General features: G+C 74.3%; 24 protein-coding genes. 13 read left to right on the top strand and 11 right to left on the bottom strand.

The features are described 5' to 3' along the window. Positions 1 to 6: 6 nt before the first annotated feature. The 3 genes from purL to purS all read right to left on the bottom strand — a co-directional run bounded on the left by purL (position 7) and on the right by purS (position 3,804). Entirely contained in the window at positions 7 to 2,733 is a 2,727-nt protein-coding gene (gene purL, locus ACZ6PY_RS00990) for a phosphoribosylformylglycinamidine synthase subunit PurL (RefSeq protein ID WP_466068099.1), read from the bottom strand. A 127-nt stretch (positions 2,734 to 2,860) separates the two neighbouring features. After that, the gene (purQ, locus tag ACZ6PY_RS00985) at positions 2,861 to 3,544 is read right to left on the bottom strand and encodes a phosphoribosylformylglycinamidine synthase subunit PurQ (RefSeq protein ID WP_466068098.1); all 684 of its coding nucleotides are present in this window, start codon (positions 3,542 to 3,544) and stop codon (positions 2,861 to 2,863) included. Beyond that, on the bottom strand, positions 3,541 to 3,804 hold the full coding sequence (gene purS, locus ACZ6PY_RS00980) for a phosphoribosylformylglycinamidine synthase subunit PurS (protein WP_466068097.1): 264 nt from the start codon (positions 3,802 to 3,804) through the stop codon (positions 3,541 to 3,543). The genes purQ and purS overlap by 4 nt, the downstream gene beginning before the upstream one ends. Positions 3,805 to 4,275: 471 nt before the next feature. Between purS and ACZ6PY_RS00975 the strand changes: the two genes are divergently transcribed. Beyond that, entirely contained in the window at positions 4,276 to 4,959 is a 684-nt protein-coding gene (locus tag ACZ6PY_RS00975; RefSeq protein WP_466068096.1) for a S1 family peptidase, read from the top strand. Between the two features lie 69 nt (positions 4,960 to 5,028). After that, positions 5,029 to 5,550 carry a YbjQ family protein gene (locus ACZ6PY_RS00970; RefSeq protein WP_466069353.1) on the top strand — a complete coding sequence of 174 codons (522 nt, stop codon included), beginning with the start codon at positions 5,029 to 5,031 and terminating at the stop codon, positions 5,548 to 5,550. A gap of 5 nt (positions 5,551 to 5,555) precedes the next feature. On the opposite strand, the gene purB is transcribed toward ACZ6PY_RS00970, so the two are convergent. The 3 genes from purB to ACZ6PY_RS00955 are packed head-to-tail and all read right to left on the bottom strand — an operon-like array spanning position 5,556 to position 8,313. Next, complete coding sequence (gene purB, locus ACZ6PY_RS00965) at positions 5,556 to 6,977, bottom strand: adenylosuccinate lyase (protein WP_466068094.1); 1,422 nt, start codon at positions 6,975 to 6,977, stop codon at positions 5,556 to 5,558. A 59-nt stretch (positions 6,978 to 7,036) separates the two neighbouring features. Continuing rightward, complete coding sequence (locus ACZ6PY_RS00960) at positions 7,037 to 7,798, bottom strand: hypothetical protein (RefSeq protein WP_466068093.1); 762 nt, start codon at positions 7,796 to 7,798, stop codon at positions 7,037 to 7,039. Next, entirely contained in the window at positions 7,795 to 8,313 is a 519-nt protein-coding gene (locus tag ACZ6PY_RS00955) for a SigE family RNA polymerase sigma factor (protein WP_466068092.1), read from the bottom strand. Before ACZ6PY_RS00955 ends, ACZ6PY_RS00960 begins: the two co-directional genes overlap by 4 nt. 264 nt (positions 8,314 to 8,577) lie before the next feature. Between ACZ6PY_RS00955 and ACZ6PY_RS00950 the strand changes: the two genes are divergently transcribed. Beyond that, positions 8,578 to 10,902 carry a PKD domain-containing protein gene (locus ACZ6PY_RS00950; protein WP_466068090.1) on the top strand — a complete coding sequence of 775 codons (2,325 nt, stop codon included), beginning with the start codon at positions 8,578 to 8,580 and terminating at the stop codon, positions 10,900 to 10,902. A 54-nt stretch (positions 10,903 to 10,956) separates the two neighbouring features. Here ACZ6PY_RS00950 and ACZ6PY_RS00945 read toward each other — a convergent pair whose 3' ends face one another. Then, positions 10,957 to 12,249 carry an acetyl-CoA C-acetyltransferase gene (locus ACZ6PY_RS00945; RefSeq protein WP_466068089.1) on the bottom strand — a complete coding sequence of 431 codons (1,293 nt, stop codon included), beginning with the start codon at positions 12,247 to 12,249 and terminating at the stop codon, positions 10,957 to 10,959. 54 nt (positions 12,250 to 12,303) lie between these two features. On the opposite strand from ACZ6PY_RS00945, the gene ACZ6PY_RS00940 reads away from it, so the two are divergent. From ACZ6PY_RS00940 to ACZ6PY_RS00910, 7 genes are all read left to right on the top strand, one after another. Then, positions 12,304 to 13,662, top strand: a complete 1,359-nt coding sequence (locus ACZ6PY_RS00940; protein ID WP_466068087.1) for a 3-oxoacyl-ACP reductase — start codon at positions 12,304 to 12,306, stop codon at positions 13,660 to 13,662. A 329-nt stretch (positions 13,663 to 13,991) separates the two neighbouring features. Next, a complete protein-coding gene (locus ACZ6PY_RS00935; protein WP_466069351.1) occupies positions 13,992 to 14,846 on the top strand; it encodes a MaoC/PaaZ C-terminal domain-containing protein in 855 nt (284 codons plus the stop codon). Between the two features lie 85 nt (positions 14,847 to 14,931). Continuing rightward, positions 14,932 to 15,684: an NUDIX hydrolase gene (locus ACZ6PY_RS00930; protein ID WP_466068085.1), complete on the top strand. Its 753-nt coding sequence runs from the start codon at positions 14,932 to 14,934 to the stop codon at positions 15,682 to 15,684. Then, a complete protein-coding gene (locus ACZ6PY_RS00925; protein WP_466068083.1) occupies positions 15,681 to 16,655 on the top strand; it encodes a BUD32 family EKC/KEOPS complex subunit in 975 nt (324 codons plus the stop codon). Before ACZ6PY_RS00930 ends, ACZ6PY_RS00925 begins: the two co-directional genes overlap by 4 nt. A 10-nt stretch (positions 16,656 to 16,665) precedes the next feature. Beyond that, the gene (locus ACZ6PY_RS00920; RefSeq protein ID WP_466068082.1) at positions 16,666 to 17,622 is read left to right on the top strand and encodes a hypothetical protein; all 957 of its coding nucleotides are present in this window, start codon (positions 16,666 to 16,668) and stop codon (positions 17,620 to 17,622) included. Next, positions 17,619 to 18,869: an adenylosuccinate synthetase gene (locus ACZ6PY_RS00915; RefSeq protein ID WP_466068081.1), complete on the top strand. Its 1,251-nt coding sequence runs from the start codon at positions 17,619 to 17,621 to the stop codon at positions 18,867 to 18,869. The genes ACZ6PY_RS00920 and ACZ6PY_RS00915 overlap by 4 nt, the downstream gene beginning before the upstream one ends. A 24-nt stretch (positions 18,870 to 18,893) precedes the next feature. Next, complete coding sequence (locus ACZ6PY_RS00910) at positions 18,894 to 19,511, top strand: DedA family protein (RefSeq protein WP_466068080.1); 618 nt, start codon at positions 18,894 to 18,896, stop codon at positions 19,509 to 19,511. A gap of 24 nt (positions 19,512 to 19,535) precedes the next feature. On the opposite strand, the gene ACZ6PY_RS00905 is transcribed toward ACZ6PY_RS00910, so the two are convergent. From ACZ6PY_RS00905 to ACZ6PY_RS00895, 3 genes are read right to left on the bottom strand one after another with little or no spacing between them, the layout of a single operon-like run. After that, the gene (locus ACZ6PY_RS00905; RefSeq protein ID WP_466068079.1) at positions 19,536 to 20,753 is read right to left on the bottom strand and encodes a hypothetical protein; all 1,218 of its coding nucleotides are present in this window, start codon (positions 20,751 to 20,753) and stop codon (positions 19,536 to 19,538) included. Positions 20,754 to 20,784: 31 nt separating this feature from the next. Continuing rightward, positions 20,785 to 21,432 (bottom strand): response regulator, encoded by a 648-nt coding sequence (locus ACZ6PY_RS00900; RefSeq protein WP_466068078.1) that lies wholly within the window; start codon positions 21,430 to 21,432, stop codon positions 20,785 to 20,787. Next, complete coding sequence (locus ACZ6PY_RS00895) at positions 21,429 to 22,583, bottom strand: sensor histidine kinase (protein ID WP_466068076.1); 1,155 nt, start codon at positions 22,581 to 22,583, stop codon at positions 21,429 to 21,431. Before ACZ6PY_RS00895 ends, ACZ6PY_RS00900 begins: the two co-directional genes overlap by 4 nt. 160 nt (positions 22,584 to 22,743) lie before the next feature. On the opposite strand from ACZ6PY_RS00895, the gene ACZ6PY_RS00890 reads away from it, so the two are divergent. Beyond that, positions 22,744 to 23,412, top strand: coding sequence for a DedA family protein (locus ACZ6PY_RS00890; RefSeq protein ID WP_466068074.1), 669 nt, complete (start codon positions 22,744 to 22,746; stop codon positions 23,410 to 23,412). Here the strand turns inward: ACZ6PY_RS00890 and ACZ6PY_RS00885 are convergent. Beyond that, complete coding sequence (locus tag ACZ6PY_RS00885) at positions 23,387 to 24,025, bottom strand: TetR/AcrR family transcriptional regulator (protein ID WP_466068072.1); 639 nt, start codon at positions 24,023 to 24,025, stop codon at positions 23,387 to 23,389. The genes ACZ6PY_RS00890 and ACZ6PY_RS00885 overlap by 26 nt on opposite strands. Before the next feature lie 78 nt (positions 24,026 to 24,103). On the opposite strand from ACZ6PY_RS00885, the gene ACZ6PY_RS00880 reads away from it, so the two are divergent. Both ACZ6PY_RS00880 and ACZ6PY_RS00875 read left to right on the top strand, forming a co-directional pair. Next, the gene (locus ACZ6PY_RS00880) at positions 24,104 to 24,556 is read left to right on the top strand and encodes an SCP2 sterol-binding domain-containing protein (protein ID WP_355634584.1); all 453 of its coding nucleotides are present in this window, start codon (positions 24,104 to 24,106) and stop codon (positions 24,554 to 24,556) included. A 1-nt stretch (position 24,557) separates the two neighbouring features. Then, entirely contained in the window at positions 24,558 to 25,772 is a 1,215-nt protein-coding gene (locus tag ACZ6PY_RS00875; RefSeq protein ID WP_466068069.1) for an acyl-CoA dehydrogenase family protein, read from the top strand. Positions 25,773 to 25,923 lie beyond the last annotated feature (151 nt).

The following is a 25,923-nucleotide window of genomic DNA, read 5'->3' as shown; positions in this document are numbered from 1 at the left end:
AGGGCCTCAGCGCTGATCCGGCGCGGTGCCCTGGTCCGGGTCACCGGCAGCCGTAGCGGAGCCGTCCGGGCCGGACGTCGCCTCCGGAGAGTCGGCGGAGGCGTCGGTCGTGGTGTCGCCCGCATCCGCCGGAGCCTCGTCCGCCGGAGCCTCGTCCGCTGCGGAAGCGTCCGCGACGTCCGCCGGCACTGTCGCTCCGACCCCGGTCCCGGCCTCCGCCGCAGCGGTGCCGGCCTGCGCGATCGGCTCGGCGGCGACCTCGGCCGGGTCGACGCCGACCGGCTGCTCGGCGGTGGCCGGCAGCACGGTGGTGGTCCCGGTGCGGGTGGCCTCCACCTCCACCCGGGCCGCCTCCGCGCCGCCGAAGAGGCGCGGCAGGGTGGCGGTGTGCGCCTCGCGCAGCTCGTCGAGGCCGATTCGGAACTGGCCCTGCACCTCCAGGGCGCCGCCGGCCGGGTCGGTGATCCCGATGAACTCCCACGGCACCCCGCGCTCGGCGCAGAGGGCCGTGAACGCCTTCTCGTGCCCGCGCGGCACCGACACCAGCACGCGGCCGGCGGACTCGCTGAACAGGAAGACGAACGGCATCGAGCCGCCGGCGAAGTGCTCCGGCAGCACGACCCGGGCGCCGACGCCGCGCCGCAGGCTGGACTCGACCAGGCTCTGGGCGAGGCCACCGTCGGAGAGGTCGTGCGCCGAGCTGAGGTGCCCGACCCGGGCCGCCTCGGCGAGCAGCTCGGCGAGCTGCCGCTCACGGGCCAGGTCGACCTGCGGCGGGATGCCGCCCAGGTGCTCGTGGGTCACCCAGGCCCACTCCGAGCCGGAGAGCTCCACGTGCGTCTCGCCCAGCAGGAAGAGCTGGTCGTGGTCGCCGGCCGGCCGCGGCACGAAGCCCATCGGCACCCGGTCCGCGACGTTGTCCAGCACGCCCAGCACGCCGACCACCGGGGTCGGGTGGATGGCCGCCGCGCCGGTCTGGTTGTAGAAGCTGACGTTGCCGCCGGTCACCGGGATGCCCAGCTCCAGGCAGCCGTCCGCCAGGCCGCGCACGGCCTCGGCGAACTGCCACATGACGCCCGGGTCCTCCGGGGAGCCGAAGTTGAGGCAGTTGGTCACGGCGATCGGCTTCGCGCCGGTCACCGCCACGTTCCGGTACGCCTCGGCCAGCGCGAGCTTCGTCCCGTGGTACGGGTCGAGGCGGGCGTACCGGCCGTTGCCGTCGACGGAGAGCGCGACGCCCAGGCCGGTCCGCTCGTCGATCCGGATCACGCCGGAGTCCTCCGGCTGGGCGAGGACGGTGTTGCCCAGCACGTACCTGTCGTACTGCTCGGTGACCCAGGTCTTGTCGGCCAGGTTCGGCGACGCGATCATGCGCAGCACGGTCTCCCGCAGCGCGTCCGGGTCGCTCGGCCGGGGCAGCGTCTCGGCCCGGTCGGCCTGGAGCAGGATCAGGTCGGCCGGCTCGCGCATGGGGCGGGCGTAGACGGGGCCGTCGTCGACCAGCGAGCCCGGCGGCACGTCCACCACCATCTGGTCACGCCAGGTGATGAGCAGGCGGCCCGGCTGGCCGTCCGGCGACGGCGCGGTGACCTCACCGATGGCGGTGGCGAGCACGCCCCACTTCTCGGCGGTCTTGAGCACCGCCTCCAGCTTGTCCGGCGTAACCACCAGCAGCATCCGCTCCTGGGACTCGCTGGCGAGGATCTCGTGCGGCTCCATCGACGGCTCGCGCAGCGGCACCCGCTCCAGCCAGACCCGCATGCCGGTGCCGGCCGCGGCGGCCGTCTCGGTGAGCGCGCAGGTCAGGCCGGCCCCGCCGAGGTCCTGGATGCCGACGACCAGCTCGGCGTCGTACAGCTCGAGGCAGGCCTCGATGAGCAGCTTCTCGGTGAACGGGTCGCCCACCTGCACGGACGGGCGGCGCTGCTCGCTGCCCTCGTCGAAGGTGGCGCTGGCCAGCACCGACACGCCGCCGATGCCGTCGCGGCCGGTCTTGGCGCCCATCAGCACCACCACGTTGCCCGGCCCGGCTGCGGCCTTGTTCTGCAGCCGGGACACCGGCAGCACGCCGAGGCAGAGCGCGTTGAGCAGCGGGTTGCCCTGGTAGCTGGGGTCGAAGACGAGTTCACCGCCGATGTTGGGCAGGCCCAGGCAGTTGCCGTAGCCGCCGACGCCGGCCACCACGCCGGGAAGCACCCGGGCGGTGTCCGGGTGGTCCGCCGCGCCGAAGCGCAGCGGGTCCATGACGGCGACCGGGCGCGCGCCCATGGCGAGGATGTCCCGGACGATGCCGCCGACGCCGGTCGCCGCGCCCTGGTACGGCTCGACGAAGCTCGGGTGGTTGTGCGACTCGACCTTGAAGGTCACCGCCAGCTCGTCGGAGACCTGGACCACGCCGGCGTTCTCGCCGATGCCGGCCAGCAGCCGGTCGCTCGGCGGGGCCTTCTCACCGAACTGGCGCAGGTGCACCTTGCTCGACTTGTAGGAGCAGTGCTCGCTCCACATGATCGAGTACATGGCCAGCTCGGACTGGGTGGGCCGGCGGCCGAGGATGTGCCGGATGCGGTCGTACTCGTCATCGCGCAGACCCAGCTCGGCGTACGGCTGGAGCTCCTCGGGGGTGCCGGTGGCGCGGGGCACGGTGTCCACGCCCAGGGCCCAGTCGTCGGCCGGGCCGGCCTGCGGCACCACGCCCGGCGTCTCGCGCAGGGCCGGGTCCGGATGGGTGGTCATGACCTCTCCTCGCTGCGCTCGCCGCCGTGGCGGCGGGTGAGCCGACCGATGTTCCCGCCGCGCACGGTCTCCGAGCCAACCTTCGTTCGCGACTGCGGGGCTCGCAGACCCGGCTCACTCCGCACGCTCACGCCGGGGCCCCGACCAGGTGCTTGAGCACCGAGGTGAAGAAGCCCAGGCCGTCCAGGGAGGGGCCGGTGAGCGCCTCCACCGCGTGCTCGGGATGCGGCATGATGCCGACCACGTTGCCGGCCTCGTTGGTGATCGCGGCGATGTCCCGCTGCGATCCGTTGGGGTTGCCGCCGACGTAGCGGGCGACCACCCGGCCCTCGGCCTCCAGCCGGTCCAGCGTCGCCGGGTCGGCGACGTAGCAGCCCTCGCCGTTCTTGACCGGGATGAGCACCTCCTGGCCGGGCTGGAACGCGTTGGTCCAGGCGGTGCCGGTGGCCTCGATCCGGAGGACCTGGTCCCGGTTGCGGAAGTGCAGGTGCTGGTTGCGGGTGAGCGCGCCGGGCAGCAGGTGGGCCTCGCAGAGGATCTGGAAGCCGTTGCAGATGCCGAGCACCGGCAGGCCGCCGCGGGCGGCGTCGACGATCGAGCCCATCACCGGGGCGAACCGGGCGATCGCGCCGCAGCGCAGGTAGTCACCGTAGGAGAAGCCACCGGGCAGGACCACGGCGTCGACGCCGTGCAGGTCCGGGTCGCCGTGCCAGAGCCGGACCGGTTCGGCGCCGGCGATCCGGACGGCCCGGGCCGCGTCGCCGTCGTCGAGCGAGCCGGGGAACGTCACCACACCGACCCGCGCGCTCACGAGCGGGCGTCCGCGGTCTCGTCGGCCTCGGCCAGGCGGACGGTGAAGTCCTCGATGACGGGGTTGGCGAGCAGCTTGTCGGCGATCTCCCGGGCCCGGTCCAGGTCCGGTTCACCGCTGAACTCGATCTCGATCCGCCTGCCGATCCGGACCGAGGCGACGTCGCTGACGCCGAGCCGGGGCAGCGCGTTTGCGACGGCCTGGCCCTGAGGATCGAGGATCTCGGGCTTGAGCATGACGTCGACGACGACGCGAGGCACGGGGCACTCCTGACTGTGTACGCAGTTGGGTGCCGGCCCACTACGGGCGAGCGCAGCCAGCCTACCTGGCAGATACCGTCCCGCCCGCACCGGCCGGTGCCCGCTCAGGCAGTGATCGGCGTAACCGGCCGCCCGGACGGAGGGCCGATACGCGTTCGTTGCGGCGTCGATATGAATTCGTTGCCGGCCGTCGTGGACGACATCGGGCGCCACGGCTCTCACCAGGCATTTTCCCCGTGGATGCCCGCCGGTCCGACCGGTTTCCGACAGGCGGCAGGGCGGATCGGCCCCGACCCGCCGTAACATCGCCGGTTTTCGATTTAACTCTTGTGACGGACATCGGCCCGCCCTTAGCATGCATCGTCAGACGTCGATGAGTTAATCGGCTCCGACCGCCGGGTTCACCCCGCCCGGTGGTCGCCACCTGCCCGGCGACCCCGGGCAGCCCCTCCGCAGAAGGAGTCCCCCGAAATGCGTCTCCGTCCCCTGCTCGCCGTGCTGACCACCACCCTCGCCGGGGTGCTCGCCACCGCCTCCGGCGCCGCCGCCGCGCCGGCCGGCCCGCAGCCGATCATCGGTGGCAGCACCGTCTCGTCCGCCCCGTGGGCCGCCGCCGTGTTCAGCAACGGCTCGTTCACCTGCTCCGGCAGCGTGATCGCGTCCCAGTGGGTGCTCACCGCCCGGCACTGCGTCAGCGGCACGATGTCGGTGCGGGTCGGCAGCGTCTACTACGCCTCCGGCGGGGTCACCCGCACGGTGAGCGCCTCCTACACCCGCAACGACCTGGCCCTGCTCCGCCTGTCCAGCGCGGTCAGCACCTCCACCGTGACGCTGGCCAGCAGCAACCCGCCGGTCGGCTCGACCAACTCGATCTACGGCTGGGGCATGACCTGCTACAGCGGCTGCGGCGCGTCTCCCCAGCTCAAGACCGCCAGCGTGCAGGTGACCAGCACCAACGCCACCGACGCCTACGGCGGCCAGGCGATCCGCAGCACCCGGATCAACGGCAACGCCTGGCGGGGCGACTCGGGCGGCCCCCAGTTCTACAACGGCCGGCAGGTCGGCGTGGCCTCCACCGCCGACGGCTCCAGCATCCAGAACTACGGCAGTGTCGCGTACAACCGGGCCTGGATCACCTCGACGGCCGGTGTCTGACGGTTAGCGCCGGTGCGGCGCGGATGGGTCGGTGGCACCCCGGCCGTCCGCGCCGCGCCGTTTTGCAGCATCCGATCAGGTGAACACGGCTCACGAACGGGCCGCCCGGCGGCTGACAGCATCGGAACCGTGCTGGTCGTGACGACGGATCAACTGCCCGGCTACGAGATCCGCCAGATCCTCGGCGAGGTGGTCTCCTCGATGGCGCGGACCCGCAACCCGTACCGCGAGGGGGTCAAGAACCTGCGCGGTGGTGCCTACGACCCGATGGCGCCCGACAACCTCACCCGCTGGCGTACCGACTCGGTGGCCCGGCTCGGCGAGGAGGCCATGCGGCTCGGCGCGAACGCGGTGATCGGCATGCGCTTCGACAGCCGGGACTGCGGCGAGATGTGGATGGAGATCTGCGCGTACGGGACGGCGGTGATCGTCGTACCCAAGACGCCCGACGTCATGCCGCCGGACCAACCGATGATCGCGGCCGAGACCGCCCACGAGCCGGAGATCGCCTCCGCGCCCGGTGGCATCGCGGAACCCGCCAGCGCCCCCAACCTCCGGACCGCCGGCGAGACCCCCACCCCCGGGTCCTGACCCGCTCAGAGAATGGGGGGCGGGGAGTAGGCGGCGGCTTCGGGGTGCGCTTCCACGATCGTGGCGATCCGGGCGGTCACCCGGTCGACCTGGGCGCCGGCGGCGCCGACGAAGGCGTTGCGGTCGGCGACCAGGGCGTCGATCTCGGCCCGGCTCAGGCCCAGCCGCCTGTCGGCCGCGAGCCGGTCGAACAGGTCGTTCTCGGCGGCGCCCTTCTCCCGCATGGCCAGCGCCACGGCGACCGCGTGTTCCTTGATCACCTCGTGCGCGACCTCCCGGCCGACCCCCCGGCGGACCGCCGCGACCAGGATCTTCGTGGTCGCCAGGAACGGCAGGAACCGCTCCAGCTCCCGGTTGATCACCGCCGGGTACGGCCCGAACTCGTCGAGCACCGTGAGGAACGTCTGGAACAGCCCGTCCGCGGCGAAGAAGGCGTCCGGCAGGGCCACCCGGCGGACCACCGAGCAGGAGACGTCCCCCTCGTTCCACTGGTCTCCGGCCAGCTCGCCGACCATCGACAGGTAACCCCGGATGATCACCGCGAAGCCGTTCACCCGCTCCGACGAGCGGGTGTTCATCTTGTGCGGCATGGCGCTGGAGCCCACCTGGCCCGGCTTGAAGCCCTCGGTGACCAGCTCCTGGCCCACCATGAGCCGGATCGTGGTGGCCAGCGACGACGGCGCGGCGGCGACCTGGGCCAGCGCGGAGAGCACGTCGAAGTCCAGCGAACGCGGGTAGACCTGGCCGACGCTGTCCAGCACCCGCGCGAAGCCCAGGTGCTCGGCGACCCGGCGCTCCAGCTCGGCCACCTTGCCGGCGTCACCGTCGAAGAGGTCGAGCTGGTCGGCGGCGGTGCCCACCGGCCCCTTGATGCCGCGCAGCGGGTAGCGCTCGATCAGGTCCGTCAGCCGCTCGTACGCGATCAGCAGCTCCTCGGCGGCCGACGCGAAGCGCTTGCCCAGCGTGGTTGCCTGCGCGGCGACGTTGTGCGACCGGCCGGTCATCACGAGGCCCGAGTACTCGTAGGCGTGCCAGCCCAGCCGGACCAGGGTGGCGACCACCCGGTCCCGGACCAGCTCCAGCGAGGCCCGGACCTGGAGCTGCTCGACGTTCTCGGTGAGGTCCCGGGAGGTCATCCCCTTGTGCACGTGTTCGTGGCCGGCGAGAGCGCTGAACTCCTCGATCCGGGCCTTCACGTCGTGCCGGGTGACCCGTTCCCGCTCCGCGATCGAGGCCAGGTCCACGTCGTCGACCACCCGCTCGTACGCCTCGACCACCCCGTCCGGCACCGGCACGCCGAGGTCCCGCTGGGCCTTGAGCACGGCGAGCCAGAGCCGCCGCTCCATGCGTACCTTCTCCTCGGGCGACCACAGGGCGACCAGCTCGGGCGAGGCGTAGCGGTTGGCGAGCACGTTCGGGATCGTCACGGGCCCATTCTCCCGTACGCCCCGGCCAGCGCTCCGCTCGCCCTGAGCCGGCCGGCGGATCAGGGCAGGGTGAGGGCCGGGTCCAGCGCGATGGCGGTCATCTCGGCCGCGGTGAGCAGAAACTCCGCCGAGCGGCTGAAGGCCTCGACGGACACCTGCGTCCCGTCCGGCCGGAAGACCTCGACTGTCCGCTGCCCCGGGCGGATGGTCGGCTGGCCAGGCGGGCTGTAGCGGCCTTCCAGCTCCATGACCCTGATCCGCTCGCCGTTCGGCCCCGTCGACGTCTCGCAGGCCCGCTCGGGCCCCCGGCAGTCCGCGCGCTCCGCCGGCTGGCCGGCCTTCGGCCTGCTGATCTCGATGGACAGGCGGGCCCGGACGTCACCCCGGACCGCCACCCCGACGCCGATCCAGCCGGACGCGGACAGGTGCGAGAACTGGTTGACCGGCCAGCTCGGCTCGGGCACGGCCGGCCCCGACCACCTGGCCATGTCGGTCTCCCGCTCGGCGCCGGGCAGCCAGCGCAGGTCGGGCGCGGCCCGGTCGAGCGCGGCCAGCATCCCACTCCGGAGCCGCGCCTCGGCCGTCTGCCCGTCAGCGCTCGCCCCGGGGGACGCGATCACCCGGCCGGTGCTCGGCACGCCCTCGGTGACCAGCGCGGATGCGCCGGTCGCGACCGCGAGTACGGCCACGGCGGCCAGCCCGTACGCCCCCGCCCGGCGGCGCCCGGCCCGTCGCGTCTCCCGCCCGATGATCCGGTCGAGGTCGACGGACGGGGGCGGTGGCGTGCCGACCGCCTCGTCGAGGATCTGCCGGTATGTCATGTCCGCCTCCCGTACTCCGTGGCCATCTCGTTTCCGGCGAGCAGGCGCAGGTGCTCCAGCGCCCGGGCAGCCTGGCTCTTCACCGTTCCGGTGCTGACGCCGAGGATCTCCGCGGTCTGTTCGACGGACAGGTCGCAGTAGAACCGCAGCACCACCACCGCACGGCGCCGTGGCGCGAGCCGCCCGAGCAGGTCCCACAGCAGCTCCCGGTCCGCCAACGGCGACTCCCCGGCACCCGGGTCCGGCTGATCGGGCAGCTCGTCGCTGCTCCGTTCCCGCCGCCATGGCCGCCGCCGCTCGTCCAGCCAGGCATGGGTCAGCACCCCACGGACGTACGCGTCGGCGTTGCCCGCCGCCCGGACCCGCCGCCAGTGTCGGTAGACCCGGCCGACGGTGATCGACACCAGATCGTCGGCCAGGTGCCAGTCCCGGCAGAGCAGGTACGCCGTCCGCCGCAGCGGGTCCAGCCGGGCGGACACGAACTCGCGGAACTCGTCCTCGTCACGCCGGTTCACGCCGCGGAACCTGTTGCTCGCCTCATGCCCATGGGACGTAAGCCTCCCGCCGTCGGGTTGCTCAGGGCGCGAGACGGCTGGGAGGCAAGGCTGCCGGGGCGGTACGTGCGCTTTGTCCGTCCACCCTCCGGATCGGGTGATGTCGTCGGCCTCGAAGACCGCCGCCCCTTATGCCAGCCGGGGCAGCGGACGCCGGTCCGACCGACGAAGATCATCGCCTGACCCGTCCCGGGTCCCCCCTTCCTCCTCGAACCGAGGATCGACATGCGCAAACCCCTTCTCGCCGGGCTCGCCGCAGCCGCGCTGACCACTGGCTCACTCCTGACCCCCGCCGGCCCCGCACAGGCCGCGGACGGCACCACCCTCTACGTCCGGCCGACGGTCACCACCTGCTCCGACACCGGATCCGGCACCTACGACCAGCCGTTCTGCTCGATCGGCGCCGCCGCGTCGGTGGCCTCGCCCGGGCAGACCGTCGAGATCGGCGGAGGCGTCTACCGGGAACACGTCACCGTCACCCGGTCCGGCACGCCGGAAGCACCCATCGTCTTCCGGGGCAGTCCCTCCAGCTCGCAGCTGATCGGCCCGGCGGGCGGGTTCACCATCGACGGCCAGCACGACATCAGGATCGAACGGATCCAGGTCCCCGGCGCGGCCGACGGCCCCGCACTCGACATCCGCAACGCCGCCCGCGTCACGGTCGAGGGCGGCGGCTACTCCCTGACGATGGGTGTCACCGGGACCGCCGTGCGCCTCACCGGTGTCACCGACTCGGTCCTGAGCAACTTCTTCGTCTCCGGCACGTCGCTGACCACGGGCGTGTTGCTGGACGACGCCACGTCCGGCGTACGCCTGTCGTCGATCGGCGTCATCGGCAATCCGAACGACCCCGTCCAGCAGAGCGTCGGAATCCGGGTCGAGGGCGCCGACAACACGATCGTCGGCGGCTCCGTCGATCGCTTCACCGGAGCCGCCGTCAGTGTCGCGCCGAGCGCGCGCGGAACAACGGTGGCGAACAACCTGATCAGCGAAGGCCTCGGGTACGGCGTCCACAACGCCGGCGCCACCGGCACGGCGATCACCAACAACACGATCCAGGACCGCTGCCTCGGCGGCGTCCGCGTCGAAGCCGGCTCCACCGGCGTCTCGGTGCAGAACAACCGGCTCGTCAGGAGCCCCAACCACAGCTGCCCGTCGCCCCCGGGACCCGGCACGCAGATCGCGGTCGAGGGCGACGCCACCGCCGACACGGTGGTCGACTACAACCTCGCCGACCTCTACTGGCCCGGTTCGTCGGCGATCTACGCCTGGAACGGCACCCCGATGGGCCTGGCGGCGTTCCGCGCCGCCTCCGGCCAGGCCGCCCACGACCTGGACACCCCCGGCCCGACGGGCGGCTACGACTCGGCCAACTCGGCCGCCCCGGGCTTCCCGGCGACCGACCGCAACGGCACCGCCCGGGTGGACGATCCGGCGGTGCCGAACACCGGGGCCGGACCCCAGCCCTACGCCGACCGGGGAGCGGTCGAGACGGTCCGCGGCCCGGACACCCGGTTCGCTCTCACGCCGGATCTCGACACGGGCTCGGTCACCGTCGACGCCTCGGCCACCGTGCCGGGGGTCGCGCCGATCGCCACCTACCGGTTCGACTTCGGCGACGGCACCGTCGTCACCCAGGACACGCCGGTGGCCACCCACCGGTACGCCACCCGGAACACGTACAGCGTCTCCGTCCGGGCCACCGGCACGGACGGCCGCAAGGACGACACCACGTACCCGGTGAGCGTTCTGCCCCGCACCGGCACCGTCGGCCTCCTCGCCACGTCCGCCCTCCGGTACGTCGCCCCGATGGCCACCGTGCCGTGGCCGTCGCTCGGCGCGGGGCGGTCGGACCTCGGCCCGGCCGCCCAGCTCGACCTGGTCGATGCCGGCGACGGCAAGGTGGCCCTGTTCCTGCGTTCGGCCCGCCGCTACCTCACCGCGGACACGGCCGGGCTGACGGCGCTGACCTACCAGACGGTGGTGGTCGGCGACACCGAGCGGTTCACCCTGGTCCGCAACGCGGACGGAACGGTCAGCCTGCGGTCCGTCGCCGCCGGCAGGTACGTGACCGCGACGGCGAACGCGACCACGCCGCTGATCGCCAACGGCAAGACCATCGGCACCGAGCAGAAGTTCTACCGGGTTGACGTCGCAAACGCGGGACGCACCCTGAAGGCGGGGGCCAACGGCCGCTTCGTCACCGCCGACAGCGGCAGCGTCAAGCCGCTCATCGCCAGCGCCACCAGCGCCGGCACCGCGCAGCGGTTCGACGTGCTCGACCTCGGCGGCGGCAAGGTGGGGCTCCTGGCCTGGGCCAACCGGCTGATCGTCAGCGCCGACGGCACCGGCACCAAGCCGCTGATCGCCAACCGGACCAGCGCCGGCGCGTGGGAGACGTTCACCCTGGTCCGCAACGCCGACGGCACGGTGAGCCTCAAGGCGGCGGTCAACAGCCGTTACGTCACCGCCGACAGCGCTGGTGCCAAGCCGCTGATCGCCAACCGCACCGCGATCGGCCCGTGGGAGAAGTTCACCCTGGGCGGCTGAACACCGCACGACAATCGACGCCCGCCCGGGTTCCCACCCGGGCGGGCGTCGCAGTCAGCGCTCCAGGATCGCGGTCACGCCCTGCCCGCCGGCCGCGCAGATGGAGATCAGGCCACGCCCGCTGCCCTTCTGGTCGAGGAGCTTGGCCAGGGTCGCCACGATCCGGCCGCCGGTGGCCGCGAACGGGTGCCCGGCGGCCAGCGAGGAGCCGTTGACGTTGAGCCGGTCCCGGTCGATCGCGCCGAGCGGCGCGTCCAGGCCGAGCCGCTCCTTGCAGAACTCGGGCGACTCCCAGGCGGCCAGGGTGGCCAGCACCTGCGAGGCGAACGCCTCGTGGATCTCGTAGTAGTCGAAGTCCTGAAGCGTCAGCCCGGCCCGGGCCAGCATCCGGGGCACCGCGTACGCGGGGGCCATCAGCAGGCCCTCGTCGCCGTGCACGAAGTCCACGGCCGCCGTCTCGGACCAGGAGAACCAGGCCAGCACCGGCAGGTGGTGCTCCCGCGCCCACTCCTCGGACGCCAGCAGCACAGTGGACGCCCCGTCGGTGAGCGGCGAGGAGTTGCCTGCGGTCATGGTGGCCGCCTCGGCGTCCGGCCCCGTGGCGCCGAAGACCGGCTTGAGCGAGCCGAGCTTCTCCAGGCTGGTGTCCGCGCGGAGGTTCTGGTCGCGGGTGAGCCCCAGGTAGGGGGTCATCAGGTCGTCGAAGAACCCCTTCTCGTACGCGGCGGCGAGCCGCTGGTGCGAGCGGAGCGCCAACTCGTCCTGGGCCTGCCGGTCGATGTTCCAGCGCAGCGCCGTCTTCGCGGCGTGGTCGCCCATCGACAGCCCGGTGCGCGGCTCGGCGTTGCGCGGGATCTCCGGCTTGAACGGCTGGAGCGGGCGGAGCTTGGCCGCGAGCTTGAGCCGCTCGCCGAGGGTCCGGGCGGAGTTGAGCTGGATCAGGGTCCGGCGGAGGTCCTCGTTGACCGCGAGGGGAGCGTCGGAGGTGGTGTCGACGCCGCCGGCGATGCCGACGTCGATCTGCCCGAGGGCGATCTTGTTGGCGACCAGGATGGCGGCCTCCAGCCCGGTGCCGCAGGCCTGCTGGATGTCGTACGCCGGGGTGTGCGGGTCGAGCCGGGAGCCGAGCACCACCTCGCGGGTGAGGTTGAAGTCCCGGGAGTGCTTGAGCACGGCGCCCGCCACCACCTCGCCGACCCGCTGCCCGGCCAGCCCGAACCGGGCGACCAGCCCGTCCAGCGCCGCGCCGAGCATGTCCGCGTTGGACGCGTGCGCGTAGCGCGAGTTGGAGCGGGCGAAGGGGATGCGGTTGCCGCCGATCACCGCGACCCGCCGGACACTCTGCACGATCGGCCTCCTCGAAGCTGTTGCCCGAACCCTACTCGCCAGTAGGCTACGCCTATGACCGACAGGTACGCGAGCTTCGTCCAATCGGGGGCCGGCCGCGCGCTGGTCAAGCGCCTCGGGCTGCCCGACCCGCCTCGCCTGCGCCGGCACACGCCGGGCGACCCGCTCGTCCCCGGGCCGGTCCTGCTCGGCTCGTCGACCGGTGGCCGGCTCGCCGAACCGGTGGGCAAGGTGCTGACCGCCGCCGGGGTCGAGCTGGTCGACCCGGCCGCCGCCACCGACGCCACCGCCCGCTTCGCGGCCCTGGTGTACGACGCCAGCGGCATCACCGACTCCACCGGCCTGCGCCAGCTCTACGACTTCTTCCACCCGCAGGCCCGGGCGCTGCTGCCCAGCGGCCGGGTGATCGTGCTGGGCACCCCGCCGGCCGAGTGCGGCTCGCCCCGGGAGGCGACCGCCCAGCGCGCGCTGGAGGGGCTGACCCGCAGCATCGGCAAGGAGTTCGGCCGGGGCGTGACGGCCCAGCTCGTGTACGTCACGAAGGACGGCGACGCCGGCACCCCGGTCAGCCTGGAGTCCACCCTGCGCTTCCTGCTCAGCGGCCGGTCCGCGTACGTCTCCGGGCAGGTGATCCGGGTCGGCGCCGGGACCGCCGCCGCGCCGGCCGACTGGGACCGGCCGCTGGACGGCCAGGTGGTCCTGGTCACCGGGGCGGCCCGGGGCATCGGCGCGGCGCTGGCCCGGGTGCTCGCGCGGGACGGCGCCTCGGTGGTGGCGCTGGACATCCCGGCCGCGGGTGACGAGCTGGCCGCGGTGGCCAACGAGATCGGCGGCAGCGCCGTGCAGCTCGACCTGACCGCCCCGGACGCACCGACCCGGCTGGCCGAGCACCTGGCGAGCCGGCACGGCCGGGTCGACGTGGTGGTGCACAACGCCGGCATCACCCGGGACAAGACGCTCGGCCGGATGGACGCCGACCGCTGGGACTCGGTGATCGACGTGAACCTCTCCAGCCAGGAGCGGATCAACGACGTGCTGCTGGAGCGGGCCCTGATCCCGGCCGGCGGCCGGATCGTCTCGGTCTCCTCGATCGCCGGCATCGCGGGCAACCGGGGCCAGACCAACTACGCGACAAGCAAGGCCGGGGTGATCGGCCTGGTCGACTCCCTCTCCCCGGTGCTGCGCGAGCGGGGCATCAGCCTCAACGCGGTCGCACCCGGCTTCATCGAGACCCGGCTGACCGCCCGGATCCCGCTGATGATCCGTGAGGCGGGCCGGCGGATGAACAGCATGGCCCAGGGCGGCCTGCCGGTGGACGTGGCCGAGACGATCGGCTGGCTGTCCTGGCCGGCGAGCGGCGCGGTCAGCGGCAACGTGGTCCGGGTCTGCGGCCAGAGCCTGCTGGGGGCGTGATGGCGCGGCGGAAGCAGCGGCCGGAGGAGCCGGCCGAGGAGCTGTCGGTGCACGAGCTGATCGAGGGGCCTACCCAGGACCTCACCTCGGCCCGCGCGGCGCTCGCCGCCCGGGACGCCCCGGAGCCGCCGGTCGAGGCGACCCAGGACCTGTCCGCACTCGCCCAGGACCGCACCCAGGACCTGTCCGCACTGGCCGACGACCGCACCCAGGACCTGTCCGCGCTGGCCGACGACCGCACCCGCGACCTGTCCGGCGCGGCCGCGGCGGTCACGTCGGGCGGCGCGGCCACCCTTGTCGCTCCGGAGCGCACCGGGCCGGACGGCCGCCTGCGCCTCGACCTGCCGCGGCTGCCGGCACCGGGGGCGCTCTACCGGCGGGCCCTGCTCGGGGCGCTGCCCGGCATGGGTGGCCGGCGCCGGCCGGACGTGCCCGCCGTGCAGCTGGCTGTCTCCGGTGTGCCGGTCGACCCGGCCCACCTGGCGGACTACGACCGGGTCTGCGGGTTCCGGCTGGCCGACCGGCTGCCGGCGACGTACCTGCACGTGCTGGGCTTCCCGTTGTCGCTGCGGCTGATGACCGCGCCGGAGTTCCCCATCCCGCTGACCGGGGTGGTGCACGTGGCGAACCGGATCACCGTGCACCGGCCGGTCGAGGTCGGCGAGACGGTGGACTTCCGCACGTACGCCGAGAACCTGCGCCCGCACGATCGGGGCCGGCAGCTCGACGTGGTGCTGGTCGGCTCGGTCGACGGGGAGGAGGTCTGGCGGGGCGTCTCGACGTACCTCGGGAAGCAGCGAACCCCCGGCGGCGGCCCGCGGCCCGACCGGGGTGACCCCCCGACCCCGCCGGCCGCCTCGGCGCACTGGCGGGTGACCCCCCGGGTGGGCACCGACTACGCGCGGGTCTCCGGCGACCACAACCCGATCCACACGTCCCGGCTGGGCGCGCGGTTGTTCGGCTTCCCGCGCCCCATCGCGCACGGCATGTGGAGCAAGGCGCGCTGCCTGGCCGCGCTGGAGAGCCGGCTGCCGGAGTCCTACACGGTGGAGGTGGCGTTCAAGCTGCCGGTGGCACTGCCGTCCACGGTGGCCTTCAGCGCCACGGCCACGGGCGGAACCTGGGACTTCGCGCTGCACGACGCGCGGCGGGGCCGGCCGCATCTGGTGGGCACCGTCCGCTGAGGAGAGAGGGGCTTGAGGTCCCCTCTTTCGTGCGCTAAGTTGTTCTCAGATTGAGTTGTTCTCAAGATGAGAGAGACGGGACGCCGTGAACGAGCAGGACTTCCTGGCCGCGTACGAGCCCCGGGACTACCCGGCGGTCGCCGTCACCGTCGACGTGGTGGCGCTGACCATCCGCGAGGGCGCGCTGCACGTGCTGCTGATCCGCCGCGCCGCCCCGCCCTACGCGGGTCACTGGGCGCTGCCCGGCGGCTTCGTCCGCCCCGACGAGGACCTGGCCACCGGCGCCCGGCGCGAGCTGGCCGAGGAGACCGGGCTCGGCGGCGAGCGCCTGCGCCGCGTCCACCTGGAGCAGCTCGCCACCTACGGTGGGCCCGACCGGGACCCCCGGATGCGGGTGGTCTCGGTCGCCCACCTGGCCTTCGCCCCCGACCTGCCCGACCCGGTCGCCGACACCGACGCCGACGACGCCGTCTGGCTGCCGGTGACCGCCCTGACGAGCCGGCAGCTCGCCTTCGACCACGGCCGGATCATCGACGACGGGCTGGAGCGGGCCCGGTCCAAGCTGGAGTACACGCCACTGGCCACCCGCTTCCTCGAACCCGAGTTCACCATCACCGAGCTGCGGGCCGTCTACGAGACGGTCTGGGGGCACCCGCTGCACGCCGGGAACTTCCACCGCAAGGTGCTGTCCGTGCCCGGCTTCGTGGAGAGCACCGGCGCCAGCACCGAACGCGGCGGCGCGCGCGGCGGGCCCCGGGCCAAGCTCTACCGGGCCGGCGACGCCCGGCTCCTCCACCCGGCGCTCCTGCGCCCCGCCCGGGAGGAGACGGTGCGGTGAGGACCGAGGAGGCCATCCGGCTGGTCACCGCCGCGCGCGGCGACGCCGACCTGTTCGGCACCGACGCGCCGGCCCGCCGCTACCGCGAGCTGGTCACGGCCCTGCACCCCGACCGGCTCGGCGCGCTCGACCCGGGGGTACGCGCCGCCGCCACCGAAGCGCTGATGACGGTGACCGCCCGCTGGCGGGGCGACCGCGGCGCCCGACTCGGTGACTACGCGCTGCGCCGGATCGCGTACGCCGGGGATCTGGCCGACCTCTACGACGTCGGGCGGGACCGGCTGCTCAAGCTGCCCCGCGACCCGGCCGACAACGACCTGATGGCCCGCGAGGCGCGCGCCCTGCGGCGGATCGCCGAGCGGGGCGACCCGAGGCACCTGCCCTACGTACCCCGGCTCGTCGAGCACCTGCCCGTCCGGGACCCGGTGACCGGCGCGGAACGGCTGGTCAACGTGGTGGCCGCGGCACCGGGGCTGCACAGCCTCGACGAGGTGCGCCGGGCGTACCCGGACGGGGTGGACCCCCGCGACGCGGCCTGGATGTGGCGGCGGCTGCTGGTCGCCCTCGGCCTGGCCCACCGGGCCGGGGTGGTGCACGGCGCGGTGCTCCCCCGGCACGTGCTGATCGAGCCGGACGCGCACGGCCTGGTCCTGGTCGACTGGTGCTTCTCCGCCGAGCCCGGCGCGACCGTCCCGGCGCTGGCCCCCGGCCACGAGGAGTGGTACCCGGCCGAGGTGACCGCGCGGCGGCCCGCCGGCCCGGGCACCGACCTGGCCATGGCCGCCCACTGCATGACCTGGCTGATGGCCGACGGGGCCCCGCGCGACCTGCGCGCCTTCGCGGCCGGCTGCCGACGCCCGAAGCTCGCCGCGCGCCCCGACGACGCCTGGCGGCTGCTCGGCGAACTCGACGAGGTGCTGGAGTGCCTCTTCGGCCCCCGCACCTTCCGCCCCTTCACCCTCAATCCCTAGGGAGGCTGCCATGGGCAGCGGAATCTGGTCCACCGACGTGTACGACGCCGCCGACCGCTACCGGCGGGCCACCGGCGCGAGCGCCTTCTCCTACAGCGACAGCGGGGCCCGCACGGTGCACCCCGCGCTCGACCCGCGCGGCGCGGTCCGGGAGAGCCGCGACTCGGCCGAGCACCCGCGGTCGACGCCCATCGCGGTGCTCTTCGACGTGACCGGCTCGATGGGGCACGTGCCCCGCGTGCTCCAAAGCAAGCTGCCGCAGCTGCTCGGCCTGCTGCTCCGCCAGGGGTACGCCCCCGACCCGCAGATCCTGTTCGGCGCCATCGGCGACGCCACCTGCGACCGGGTGCCGTTGCAGATCGGCCAGTTCGAGTCCGACAACCGGATGGACGACGACCTCGGCCGGATCGTGCTGGAGGGCGGCGGTGGCGGCCAGATGACCGAGTCGTACGAGCTGGCGCTGTACTTCATGGCCCGGCACACGGTCACCGACAGCTGGGCGAAGCGGGGGCGGCGCGGCTACCTGTTCATCATCGGCGACGAGCTGGCGTACCCCCGGGTCGACCGGCGGCAGGTGGCCCGGCTGATCGGCGACGACCTGCGCGAGGACGTGCCGCTGCGGCAGATCGTCGACGAGGTGACCCGGCACTGGGACACCTACTACCTGCTGCCCGCCGGCAGCGCGTACGCGGGCAGCCGCAGGGTGCTCGACTTCTGGCGCGACCTGCTCGGGCAGCACGCCGTCGAGCTGGACGACCTCGACGCGGTCTGCGAGACCATCGCACTCACCGTCGGCCTCGGCGAGCAGGCCGTCGACCTGGACACCGGGCTGCGCGACCTGGACCGGGCCGGGTCGACGGCAGGCGCGACCGTCTCCCGGGCGCTCGCCCGCCTCGGCGGCGACCGGCGCACGGTGGCCACGCTGCCGTTCGCCCCGACCGACGGCAGCGGGGTCACCCGGCTGTGAGGCACGTGATGGTGGTCGACCTCGGCTACGGCGACGCCGGCAAGGGCACCGTCGTCGACTGGCTCTGCGCGAGCCGGCCGGTGCACACGGTCGTCCGGTTCAACGGGGGCGCGCAGGCGGCACACAACGTCGTGCTGCGCGACGGGCGGCACCACACGTTCGCGCAGTTCGGCTCCGGGACGTTCCGCCCCGGCGTCGGGACGCACCTGTCGCGGCACGTGGTGGTGGACCCGCTGGCGCTGGCCGCCGAGGCCGACCACCTCACCGCGGTCGGGGTGCCCGACGCGCTCGACCGGCTGACCGTGGACGGGGAGGCGCTGCTGGCCACCCCGTACCACCGGGCCGCCAACCGGGCGCGGGAGATCGCCCGGGGAGCCGACCGGCACGGCTCCTGCGGGCTGGGGGTGGGCGAGGCGGTCGCGTGCGGCCTCGCCCACCCCGACGAGGCGCCCCGGGTGGCGGACTGCCGCCGTCCGGGGGTGCTGCGCCGGCGGCTCACGGCGCTGCGAGACCGGCTCACCGCCGAACTCGGCCCGCTCGACGCCCCGCCCGTCGAGGACTGCCTGCCCGGGTACGCCGGATTCGCCGGCCGGGTGGCGATCGTCGACCGGACGTGGCTGTCCGGGGCCCTCCGGGCGGGGACCTGCGTCTTCGAGGGGGCGCAGGGCGTGCTGCTGGACGAGTGGCACGGCTTCCACCCGTACACCACGTGGAGCACCACCACCTTCGCCAACGCGGAGGCACTGCTCGCCGAGGCCGGGCTGGCCGGGAGCGCGCAGCGGCTCGGCGTGCTGCGGGTGACCACCACCCGGCACGGCCCCGGGCCGCTGGTCACCGAGGACCCGGCGCTGCCGTTCACCGACCCCCGCAACCCGACCAACCCGTGGCAGGGCCGGTTCCGGTTCGGCCACTTCGACGCGGTCGCCCACCGCTACGCGCAGGAGGTGGCGGGCGGGGTCGACGGGCTGGCCCTCACCCACCTCGACCTGGCCGGTCCGGGCCTGCGGATCTGCCGCCGCTACGACACCGCCGACCGGCTCGTCCCGGGCCCGGCCGGCGACCTGGACCGCCAGGCCGCGCTCACGGCCCGGCTGCTCCGGGCCCGCCCGGTGCTCGACGAGGCGCCCGTCGACTGGCCGGCGGCGGTGGCGGCCGAGCTGGGCGCGCCGGTGCTGCTCACCTCGCACGGGCCGACCGCCGAGGACAAGCTGCCCGCCCTCGCCGGAGCCGTTTCCGCACCCCGCTGACACCCCACCACCGAGCATGGGTGCATGGGGGACGTGCTCGACCTGCTGCACCAGACGGTGACCTCGCCGTGGGCGTACCTGGTGATCATCGTGGTCACCGCGGTCGACGCGTTCTTCCCGGCGGTGCCGGGCGAGACCGTGGCGATCACCGCCGGGGTCTTCGCGGCCGGCGGGGAGCCGAACGTGGTCGGCGTCATCGTGGCCGCCGCCGTCGGCGCACTGCTCGGCGACAACATCTCCTACGCCATCGGTCGCGGCGGGGGTGCGCGCCGGCTGGCCCGGCTGCCCGTCGACAGCCGGCGTCGGGCGACCTCCGAGTGGGCCCGCCGGGCGGTCGACCGGCGCGGCGGCGTCATCCTGACCACCTCCCGGTACGTCCCGGGCGGCCGGACCGCGGTCACCCTGACCATGGGCGCGGTCCGCTACCCGTTCCGCTCCTTCCTCATGTACGACGCGCTGGCCTGCGGCACCTGGGGCACCTACTGCGGCCTGCTCGGCTACTTCGGCGGGCTGGCCTTCGCGCACAACCCGGCCCAGGGCCTGCTCGCCGGGGTCGGCATCTCGGTGGCCGTCACCGGCCTGTTCGAGGCCGCCCGCTGGGCCCGCCGCCGCGCCCGCGCCCGGGCCGCCGCCCGCCACTGACCCGGCGCCTGGCGTTCCGGCGGATCAGCGCGCCGCGCTGGTGCCCTCGCCCAGGTATGCGGCGAGACTCCCGGCGTCGTGCGCCATGCCGTAGCCGCCGACCAGGAGACCGAAGTTGGCGAACGGGTGCCCCCCGATCAGCCAGGTGCCGGGCGAGGCGGCGAGGGCCTCCGCGAGCCTCCGCTGCCGGTCGGTCAGCGCCGCCGCCGGCGTGCCGGCGGGCAGCGGACCGTCCGGGAACGCCAGCCGCAGCGCCTGCTCGACCACCGGCAGCGCCGGGATACCGGAAACGGCCGGAATCCGGGCCACCAGGACGTCGAAACCCTGGTCCGCGTGCCGGGGACCGATCTGGCGCAGTGCCAGGCCGGCGTAACCGGCGAGGTCCCCGTCGAGGAAGGGCACACCCGTCGGCCCCTCGGGCGCACCCGCGGCCCAGGCCATCAGCTCGTCGACGGCCGTCTGGTCCGCCGCCGCGCCGAGCACCCGTGCGCGGCCCACCGCCGCACCCCAGCGGACCGTCGGCCGCGGATCGGTGAGCAGCGCGGCATCGGGCGCCACGCCGAGCAGGCCGGTCGCCGCGAGCGCGGTGCCGACCACCGGAGGGAGTTCGGTGTCCGGGTCGGCCGCCACGACCGCCGCCAGCGCCGGGACGCTGCCCGCCGCCTCCTCGGGGAACCAGGCGAGCGCGTACGCCGCGCAGGCGCGCAGCGCCGGCTCCGGGCGGGTGAGCAGCGCACGGAAGAGGGGTACGCCCGCGCGCACCGCGTCGTAGGCGGCCAGCTCGACGTACGCGTACAGCCGCTCCTGGTCGGCCTCGGTGAGCGACTCGAGGTAGGCGTAGTCGCCCTCGTCCTCGTCGTAGGCGTCGTCACCGGGCCGGGGCCCCGCCGCCAACAGCGCCTCCCCACCCGCCGCCCGGCCGCGCCAGTCGGCCAGGGGCAGGCCGTCGGGGAGCCAGCTCTCGTCGTAGCCGATCGCGATCGCGACAAGGAGTTCCAGCAGCTCGGCCGGCTCCCCGGTGCGCGGGTCGGCGAGCAGTTCCAGCAGGAAGGGCACCGCGTACGCGGTCGCCTCGTAGCGGCTGCCCTGGTGGAAAATGTTGCCGTAGAGCTCGTACCGGGCGCGTGCCCGCTCGCCAGGGTCGGCCGAGGCGAGAGCGCGCAGCTGCCCCGGCACGTCGTCCGCCGGGCCGTACGCGTGGCTCAGCCGCGACCAGTCGATCTCGTCGATTCCGTTCAGCACGGCGCGATCATGATGGTGCACACCGACAGTTTCACTCGTCCAGCAGGTCGGCGTCGTGGACCAGGATGGCGAGCTGGACGCGGTTGGCCACGTCGAGCTTGGCCAGCGCGCGGCTGACGTGGGTCTTCACCGTGGCCTCGCTCGTGCCGAGCCGGCGGGCCACGTCGGCGTTCGCATCGCCGCGGGCCACCTCCCGGACGATCGCCGCCTCCCGGTCGGTGAGGCGGGCCAGCCGCTGCCGGGCGGCCTCCCGCCGGGCCGGGCCGCGCTCCGCGAACGAGCTGATCAACCGCCGGGTCACCGTCGGGGCGAGCATGGCGTTGCCGGCCGCGACGGTCCGCACGGCGGCGGCGAGTTCCCGGGGCGGGGTGTCCTTGAGCAGGAAACCGACCGCGCCGGCGCGCAGCGCGCCGTGCACGTACTCGTCCTGGTCGAAGGTGGTGAGCATGACGACCTTCGGGCCCGCGGCGACGATCAGCGGCGCGGCGGTCAGCCCGTCGGTGCCGGGCATCCGCACGTCCAGCAGCACCACGTCGGGCCGCAGCCGTACGGCGGCGGCCAGCGCCTCGGCCCCGTCGGCCGCCTCGCCCACCACCGCGATGTCGGGTGCGGCCTCCAAGATCAGCCGCAGGCCGGCCCGGACCAACTGCTCGTCGTCGGCGATCACGGTGCGGATCATGTGGGGTCCTCCATCGGCACCAGCGCCCGCAGCAGGAAACCGCCGTCGTCGGTCGGGCCGGCCGACAGCCGCCCGCCGGCCAGTTCGACCCGCTCGCGGAGCCCCACCAGGCCGAGCCCCGCGCCGGGCAGGGGGGTGCCGGGCCGGGCGGACGGCCCGTTGCGGACGGCGGCCTCGATCCCGTCGGGCAGGTGCCGCAGGCGGACGGTGACCGCCGCGGCCGGGGCGTGCTTGCGGACGTTGGTCAGCCCTTCCTGGACGACCCGGTGCACGGTCCGGGCCACCCCGCCGGGCACCGGCCCGGGCGTGCCCTCGTCCCGCCGGTCCACCCGCAGGCCGGCCGCCCGCGACTCCCGGACCAGCTCGTCGACCGCGTCCAGGCCGGTGGCGGGGAGCGGCGTGCCGTCGCCGGCCCGCCGGCGCAGCACGCCCAGCACCTCGCGCAGGTCGGTGAGGGCCGCGCGGCCGGTGGCGCGGATCAGGGCGGCCGCCTCGACGGTGGCCGGCTCGGCGGCGGTCACCTCCAGCGCCCCGGCGTGCACCACCATGAGCGAGACCCGGTGCGCCACCACGTCGTGCATCTCGCGGGCGATCCGGGCCCGCTCCTCGGCGCGCACCCGGTCGGCGCGCGCCTCCTGCTCGCGTTCCAGGCGTTCGGCGCGGTCCCGCAGGGCGGCCAGCGTGTCCCGCCGGGCGCCGATCCACAGGCCGGCGACCAGCGGGAAGACCACCACCCAGGCGAAGAGCGCCACGGCGTTGGCGCCGGTGGCGGTGGTGAGCCGGCGCTCACCGCCGACCGCGACGCCGACGGCCACCCCGAGCAGGGCGACCACTCCCGCACCGAGCAGGTACGCGGCGAGACGCCGGCCGCGCAGCGCCACCCCCGCCCGCCAGGAGGCCAGGACGGCGGCCGGCGAGGCGGCCAGGACGAGCCAGCCGACCGCCGCCGCGGCGACCAGCGGCCAGCGGCGTGGCGCGACGGCGGCGGCGCCCGAGGCCAGCGCCACGACCAGCACCAGCAGGCGGGGCAGCGGCGAGCGGACGCCCAGGGCGCCGGTGGCCGACGCCCAGGTGCCGGCGGCCACCAGCACGGCGAGCAGGAGCGGCGTGTGCCGCTCGGCCCGCCGCAGCAGGGCGGCGAGGGTGGTCACCCGGCGAGCCTAGGCCGGGCGGGCGCGCGACGGGGCGTACCTCCGGGAGGGTTGGGGGCCGACCCCGACGGCCCGTCGGGGTACGACGCGACGAAAGTGACAGTCGCCGGGCGACCGACGGCAGATGGCCGGAAGGGCCGGCGCGACCAGCATCGGGGCCATGGATTCCGTGCTCGACCTGCTCCACCAGACCATGTCCTCGCCCTGGGTCTACCTGGCGCTGTTCGCCGTCGCGGTGGTCGACGGCTTCTTCCCGGTGGTGCCGAGCGAGACCGCCGTGATCACGGCCGGGGTGTTCGCCGCGACCGGCCAGCCCGACCTGCCGCTGGTGGTCGTGGTGGCCGCGCTCGGCGCGCTCGTCGGCGACCACGTGTCGTACGCGATCGGCCGCCACGGCGGCGGCCGGCTGCTGGCCCGGCTCCCGGCGGCCGTCCCCGCCCCCGAGGTGGCGGGCCGGAGCGGTCGTGGCAGCCGGCGGCGGGCCGCGCTGGAGCGGGCCCGGCGGGGCATCGCGGCCCGCGGCGGGCTGATCCTCGTCGTGGCCCGCTACGTCCCGGGTGGACGGACGGCGGTCACCCTGACCATGGGGGTGGTCCGGTTTCCCCGGCGGCGGTTCCTGCTCTTCGACGCGCTGGCCGCCGTGTCCTGGGCGATCTACTCGGCGCTGGTCGGCTACCTGGGTGGGCTCGCCTTCGAGCGGGACCCGGTCCGCGGGCTGCTGCTCGGACTGGGGCTGGCGCTGACCCTGACCGCCGTCGTGGAGACGGTGCGCTGGGCGCGCGGCCGGCGGGTGCGGGCCCGGGTCAGCCGGCCGGCGGGTGCCAGGTGACGCCGCGCAGCAGCTGGTCGGCGCCGAGCCAGGCCACGTTCATCATCCGGGTGGCGGTCTTCTCCGGGTCCGCCTCCGGGTGGTCGGCCAGCCAGTCGGCCAACGACTCGGTCGCGCCCACCAGGGCGTACGCGACGACCTCGAGGTCGGTGGCGCCGACCTCGCGGCCCTGGGCGCGCAGCGCGTGGTCGAGCATGCCGGCGACCACCTCGACCAGCCGGCCGCGCATGGTGGCCAGCTCGGCGGCGAACGGCTGCTCGCCGCGGGCCTGCCGGTAGAGCACCGCCCACCCGTCCCGGTGCGCGCCGACGAAGCCGAAGAAGGCGCGCAGCCCGCGCCAGAGCCGCTCGTCGGCGGGGAGGTCGGGGGCGGCCGCCCCGGCGATGGCCTCCATCATCCGGGTGCCCTCCCGGTGCAGGCAGGCGACGAAGAGCTCCTCCTTCGTGCCCAGGTACGCGTAGACCATCGGCTTGGAGATGCCGGCGTCGTCGGCGATCTCGTCCATGCTGGCCGCGTGGAAGCCCCGGCGGGAGAAGACCTTGACCGCCGCGTCGAGCATCTGCTGCTCGCGCACGGCGCGGGGGAGGCGCTTGAAGGTCGGTGTGCTGGACACTCTTGCGAGCATACCTACTCGTGCGTAGGGTTACGCCTGAGTAACCAAAGTCGGCTCGCCCGAGAGGTGCATCCCCCTATGAGTGACTTCGACCCGGCCAACTTCGCGAACGTCGGCCCGAAGGAGTTCGCGCAGCTGGTCAAGTCCACCCCCGACGACAAGCTCGCCGAGATCATGTCCGGCGACCTGCGCGGCAAGATCCTCAGCGAGGTCTTCAACCGGATGCCGACGCTGTTCCGGGCCGACCGGGCCGGCTCCACCAACGCGGTCATCCACTGGAACATCACCGGCCGCCCCGACGGTGGCACCGACACCTACGAGATCGTCATCGAGAACGGCACCTGCACCGTCTCGGAGACCCCGACCCGGGACCCGAAGCTCAGCCTCACCATGGGCCCGGTCGAGTTCCTGAAGATCGTCTCCGGTGGCGGCAACCCGGTCATGATGTTCATGACCGGCAAGCTGAAGGCCAAGGGCGACCTGGGCCTCGCCGCCAACATCGCCAACCTGTTCGACATCCCCAAGGCCTGACATGGCCGAGTTCTCGCTCGACCTGAACGAGGAACAGCGGGACCTTCGCGACTGGGTGCACGGCTTCGCCGCCGAGGTCGTGCGCCCGGCCGCGGCCGAGTGGGACGCCCGGGAGGAGACGCCCTGGCCGATCATCCAGGAGGCGGCGAAGGTCGGCCTGTACGGCTTCGAGTTCCTCGCCACCTGCTGGGCCGACCCCACCGGGCTCTCCCTGCCGATCGCCAGCGAGGAGCTGTTCTGGGGTGACGCCGGCATCGGCCTGAGCATCTTCGGCACCTCGCTGGCCGTCGCCGCCATCTACGGCGCCGGCACCCCCGACCAGCTCGTCGAGTGGGTGCCGCAGTGCTTCGGCGACGTCGACCAGCCGGCGGTCGCCGCGTTCTGCACCACCGAGCCGGAGGCCGGCTCCGACGTCGGGTCGATGCGCTCCCGCGCGGTCTACGACGAGGCCACCGACGAGTGGGTGCTGAACGGGCAGAAGGCGTACGCCACCAACGGCGGCATCGCCGGCGTGCACGTGGTCACCGCCTCGATCGAGCCCGACCTGGGCTCGCGGGGGCAGGCCGCGTTCGTCGTGCCGCCCGGCACGCCCGGGCTCACCGCCACCCGCAAGCTGCGCAAGCTCGGGCTGCGCGCCTCGCACACCGCCGACGTCTTCCTCGACGACGTCCGGGTCCCGGGGCGCTGCCTGCTCGGCGGCAAGGAGGCGCTCGACGAGCGGCTGGCCCGCGCCCGCACCGGCCAGCGGGCCTCCGGCCAGGCGGCGATGCGCACGTTCGAACTGTCCCGCCCGACCGTCGGCGCGCAGGCGCTCGGCGTGGCCCGCGCCGCGTACGAGTACGCCCTCGACTACGCCAAGGAACGGGTCCAGTTCGGACGGCCGATCATCGAGAACCAGGCGGTCGCGTTCGCGCTCGCCGACATGAAGATGGAGATCGACGCGGCCCGGTTGCTGGTCTGGCGGGCCTCCTGGATGGGCCGCAACAACCGGCCGTTCACGGCGGGCGAGGGCTCGATGTCCAAGCTCAAGGCCGGCGAGGTGGCCGTGTCCGTCACCGACCGGGCGGTCCAGCTCCTCGGCGGCGCCGGCTTCCTGCGCGACCACCCGGTCGAGCGGTGGTACCGGGACGCCAAGATCTACACCATCTTCGAGGGCACCTCCGAGATCCAGCGGCTGGTCATCTCCCGGGCCATCTCCGGCATGCAGATCCGCTGATCCCCGGCGGACCCCGACCCGACCCGCGACGGCACCGCCGTGCCGGGCGTACCGCCGTCGCGGGTCGGGCCGCCGGTCCACGTTCCGGATCCCGTCGGCTGGGCAACTGATCACGTGAGCTGGGCGCCGCGCCGCGGCGCGTGCATGATCG

This window comes from Micromonospora sp. NPDC048907, assembly GCF_055586885.1.
This window is presented reverse-complemented; position numbering and strand designations above follow the sequence as displayed.

Coding starts and splice junctions, on each gene's coding strand:
- purL (WP_466068099.1), bottom strand. CDS start 2,733: ATGACCACCCATCCGGACCCGGCCCTGCGCGAGACGCCGGGCGTGGTG.
- ACZ6PY_RS00975 (WP_466068096.1), top strand. CDS start 4,276: ATGCGTCTCCGTCCCCTGCTCGCCGTGCTGACCACCACCCTCGCCGGG.
- ACZ6PY_RS00960 (WP_466068093.1), bottom strand. CDS start 7,798: ATGACATACCGGCAGATCCTCGACGAGGCGGTCGGCACGCCACCGCCC.
- ACZ6PY_RS00950 (WP_466068090.1), top strand. CDS start 8,578: ATGCGCAAACCCCTTCTCGCCGGGCTCGCCGCAGCCGCGCTGACCACT.
- ACZ6PY_RS00940 (WP_466068087.1), top strand. CDS start 12,304: ATGACCGACAGGTACGCGAGCTTCGTCCAATCGGGGGCCGGCCGCGCG.
- ACZ6PY_RS00920 (WP_466068082.1), top strand. CDS start 16,666: ATGGGCAGCGGAATCTGGTCCACCGACGTGTACGACGCCGCCGACCGC.
- ACZ6PY_RS00910 (WP_466068080.1), top strand. CDS start 18,894: ATGGGGGACGTGCTCGACCTGCTGCACCAGACGGTGACCTCGCCGTGG.
- ACZ6PY_RS00900 (WP_466068078.1), bottom strand. CDS start 21,432: ATGATCCGCACCGTGATCGCCGACGACGAGCAGTTGGTCCGGGCCGGC.
- ACZ6PY_RS00890 (WP_466068074.1), top strand. CDS start 22,744: ATGGATTCCGTGCTCGACCTGCTCCACCAGACCATGTCCTCGCCCTGG.
- ACZ6PY_RS00880 (WP_355634584.1), top strand. CDS start 24,104: ATGAGTGACTTCGACCCGGCCAACTTCGCGAACGTCGGCCCGAAGGAG.
- ACZ6PY_RS00875 (WP_466068069.1), top strand. CDS start 24,558: ATGGCCGAGTTCTCGCTCGACCTGAACGAGGAACAGCGGGACCTTCGC.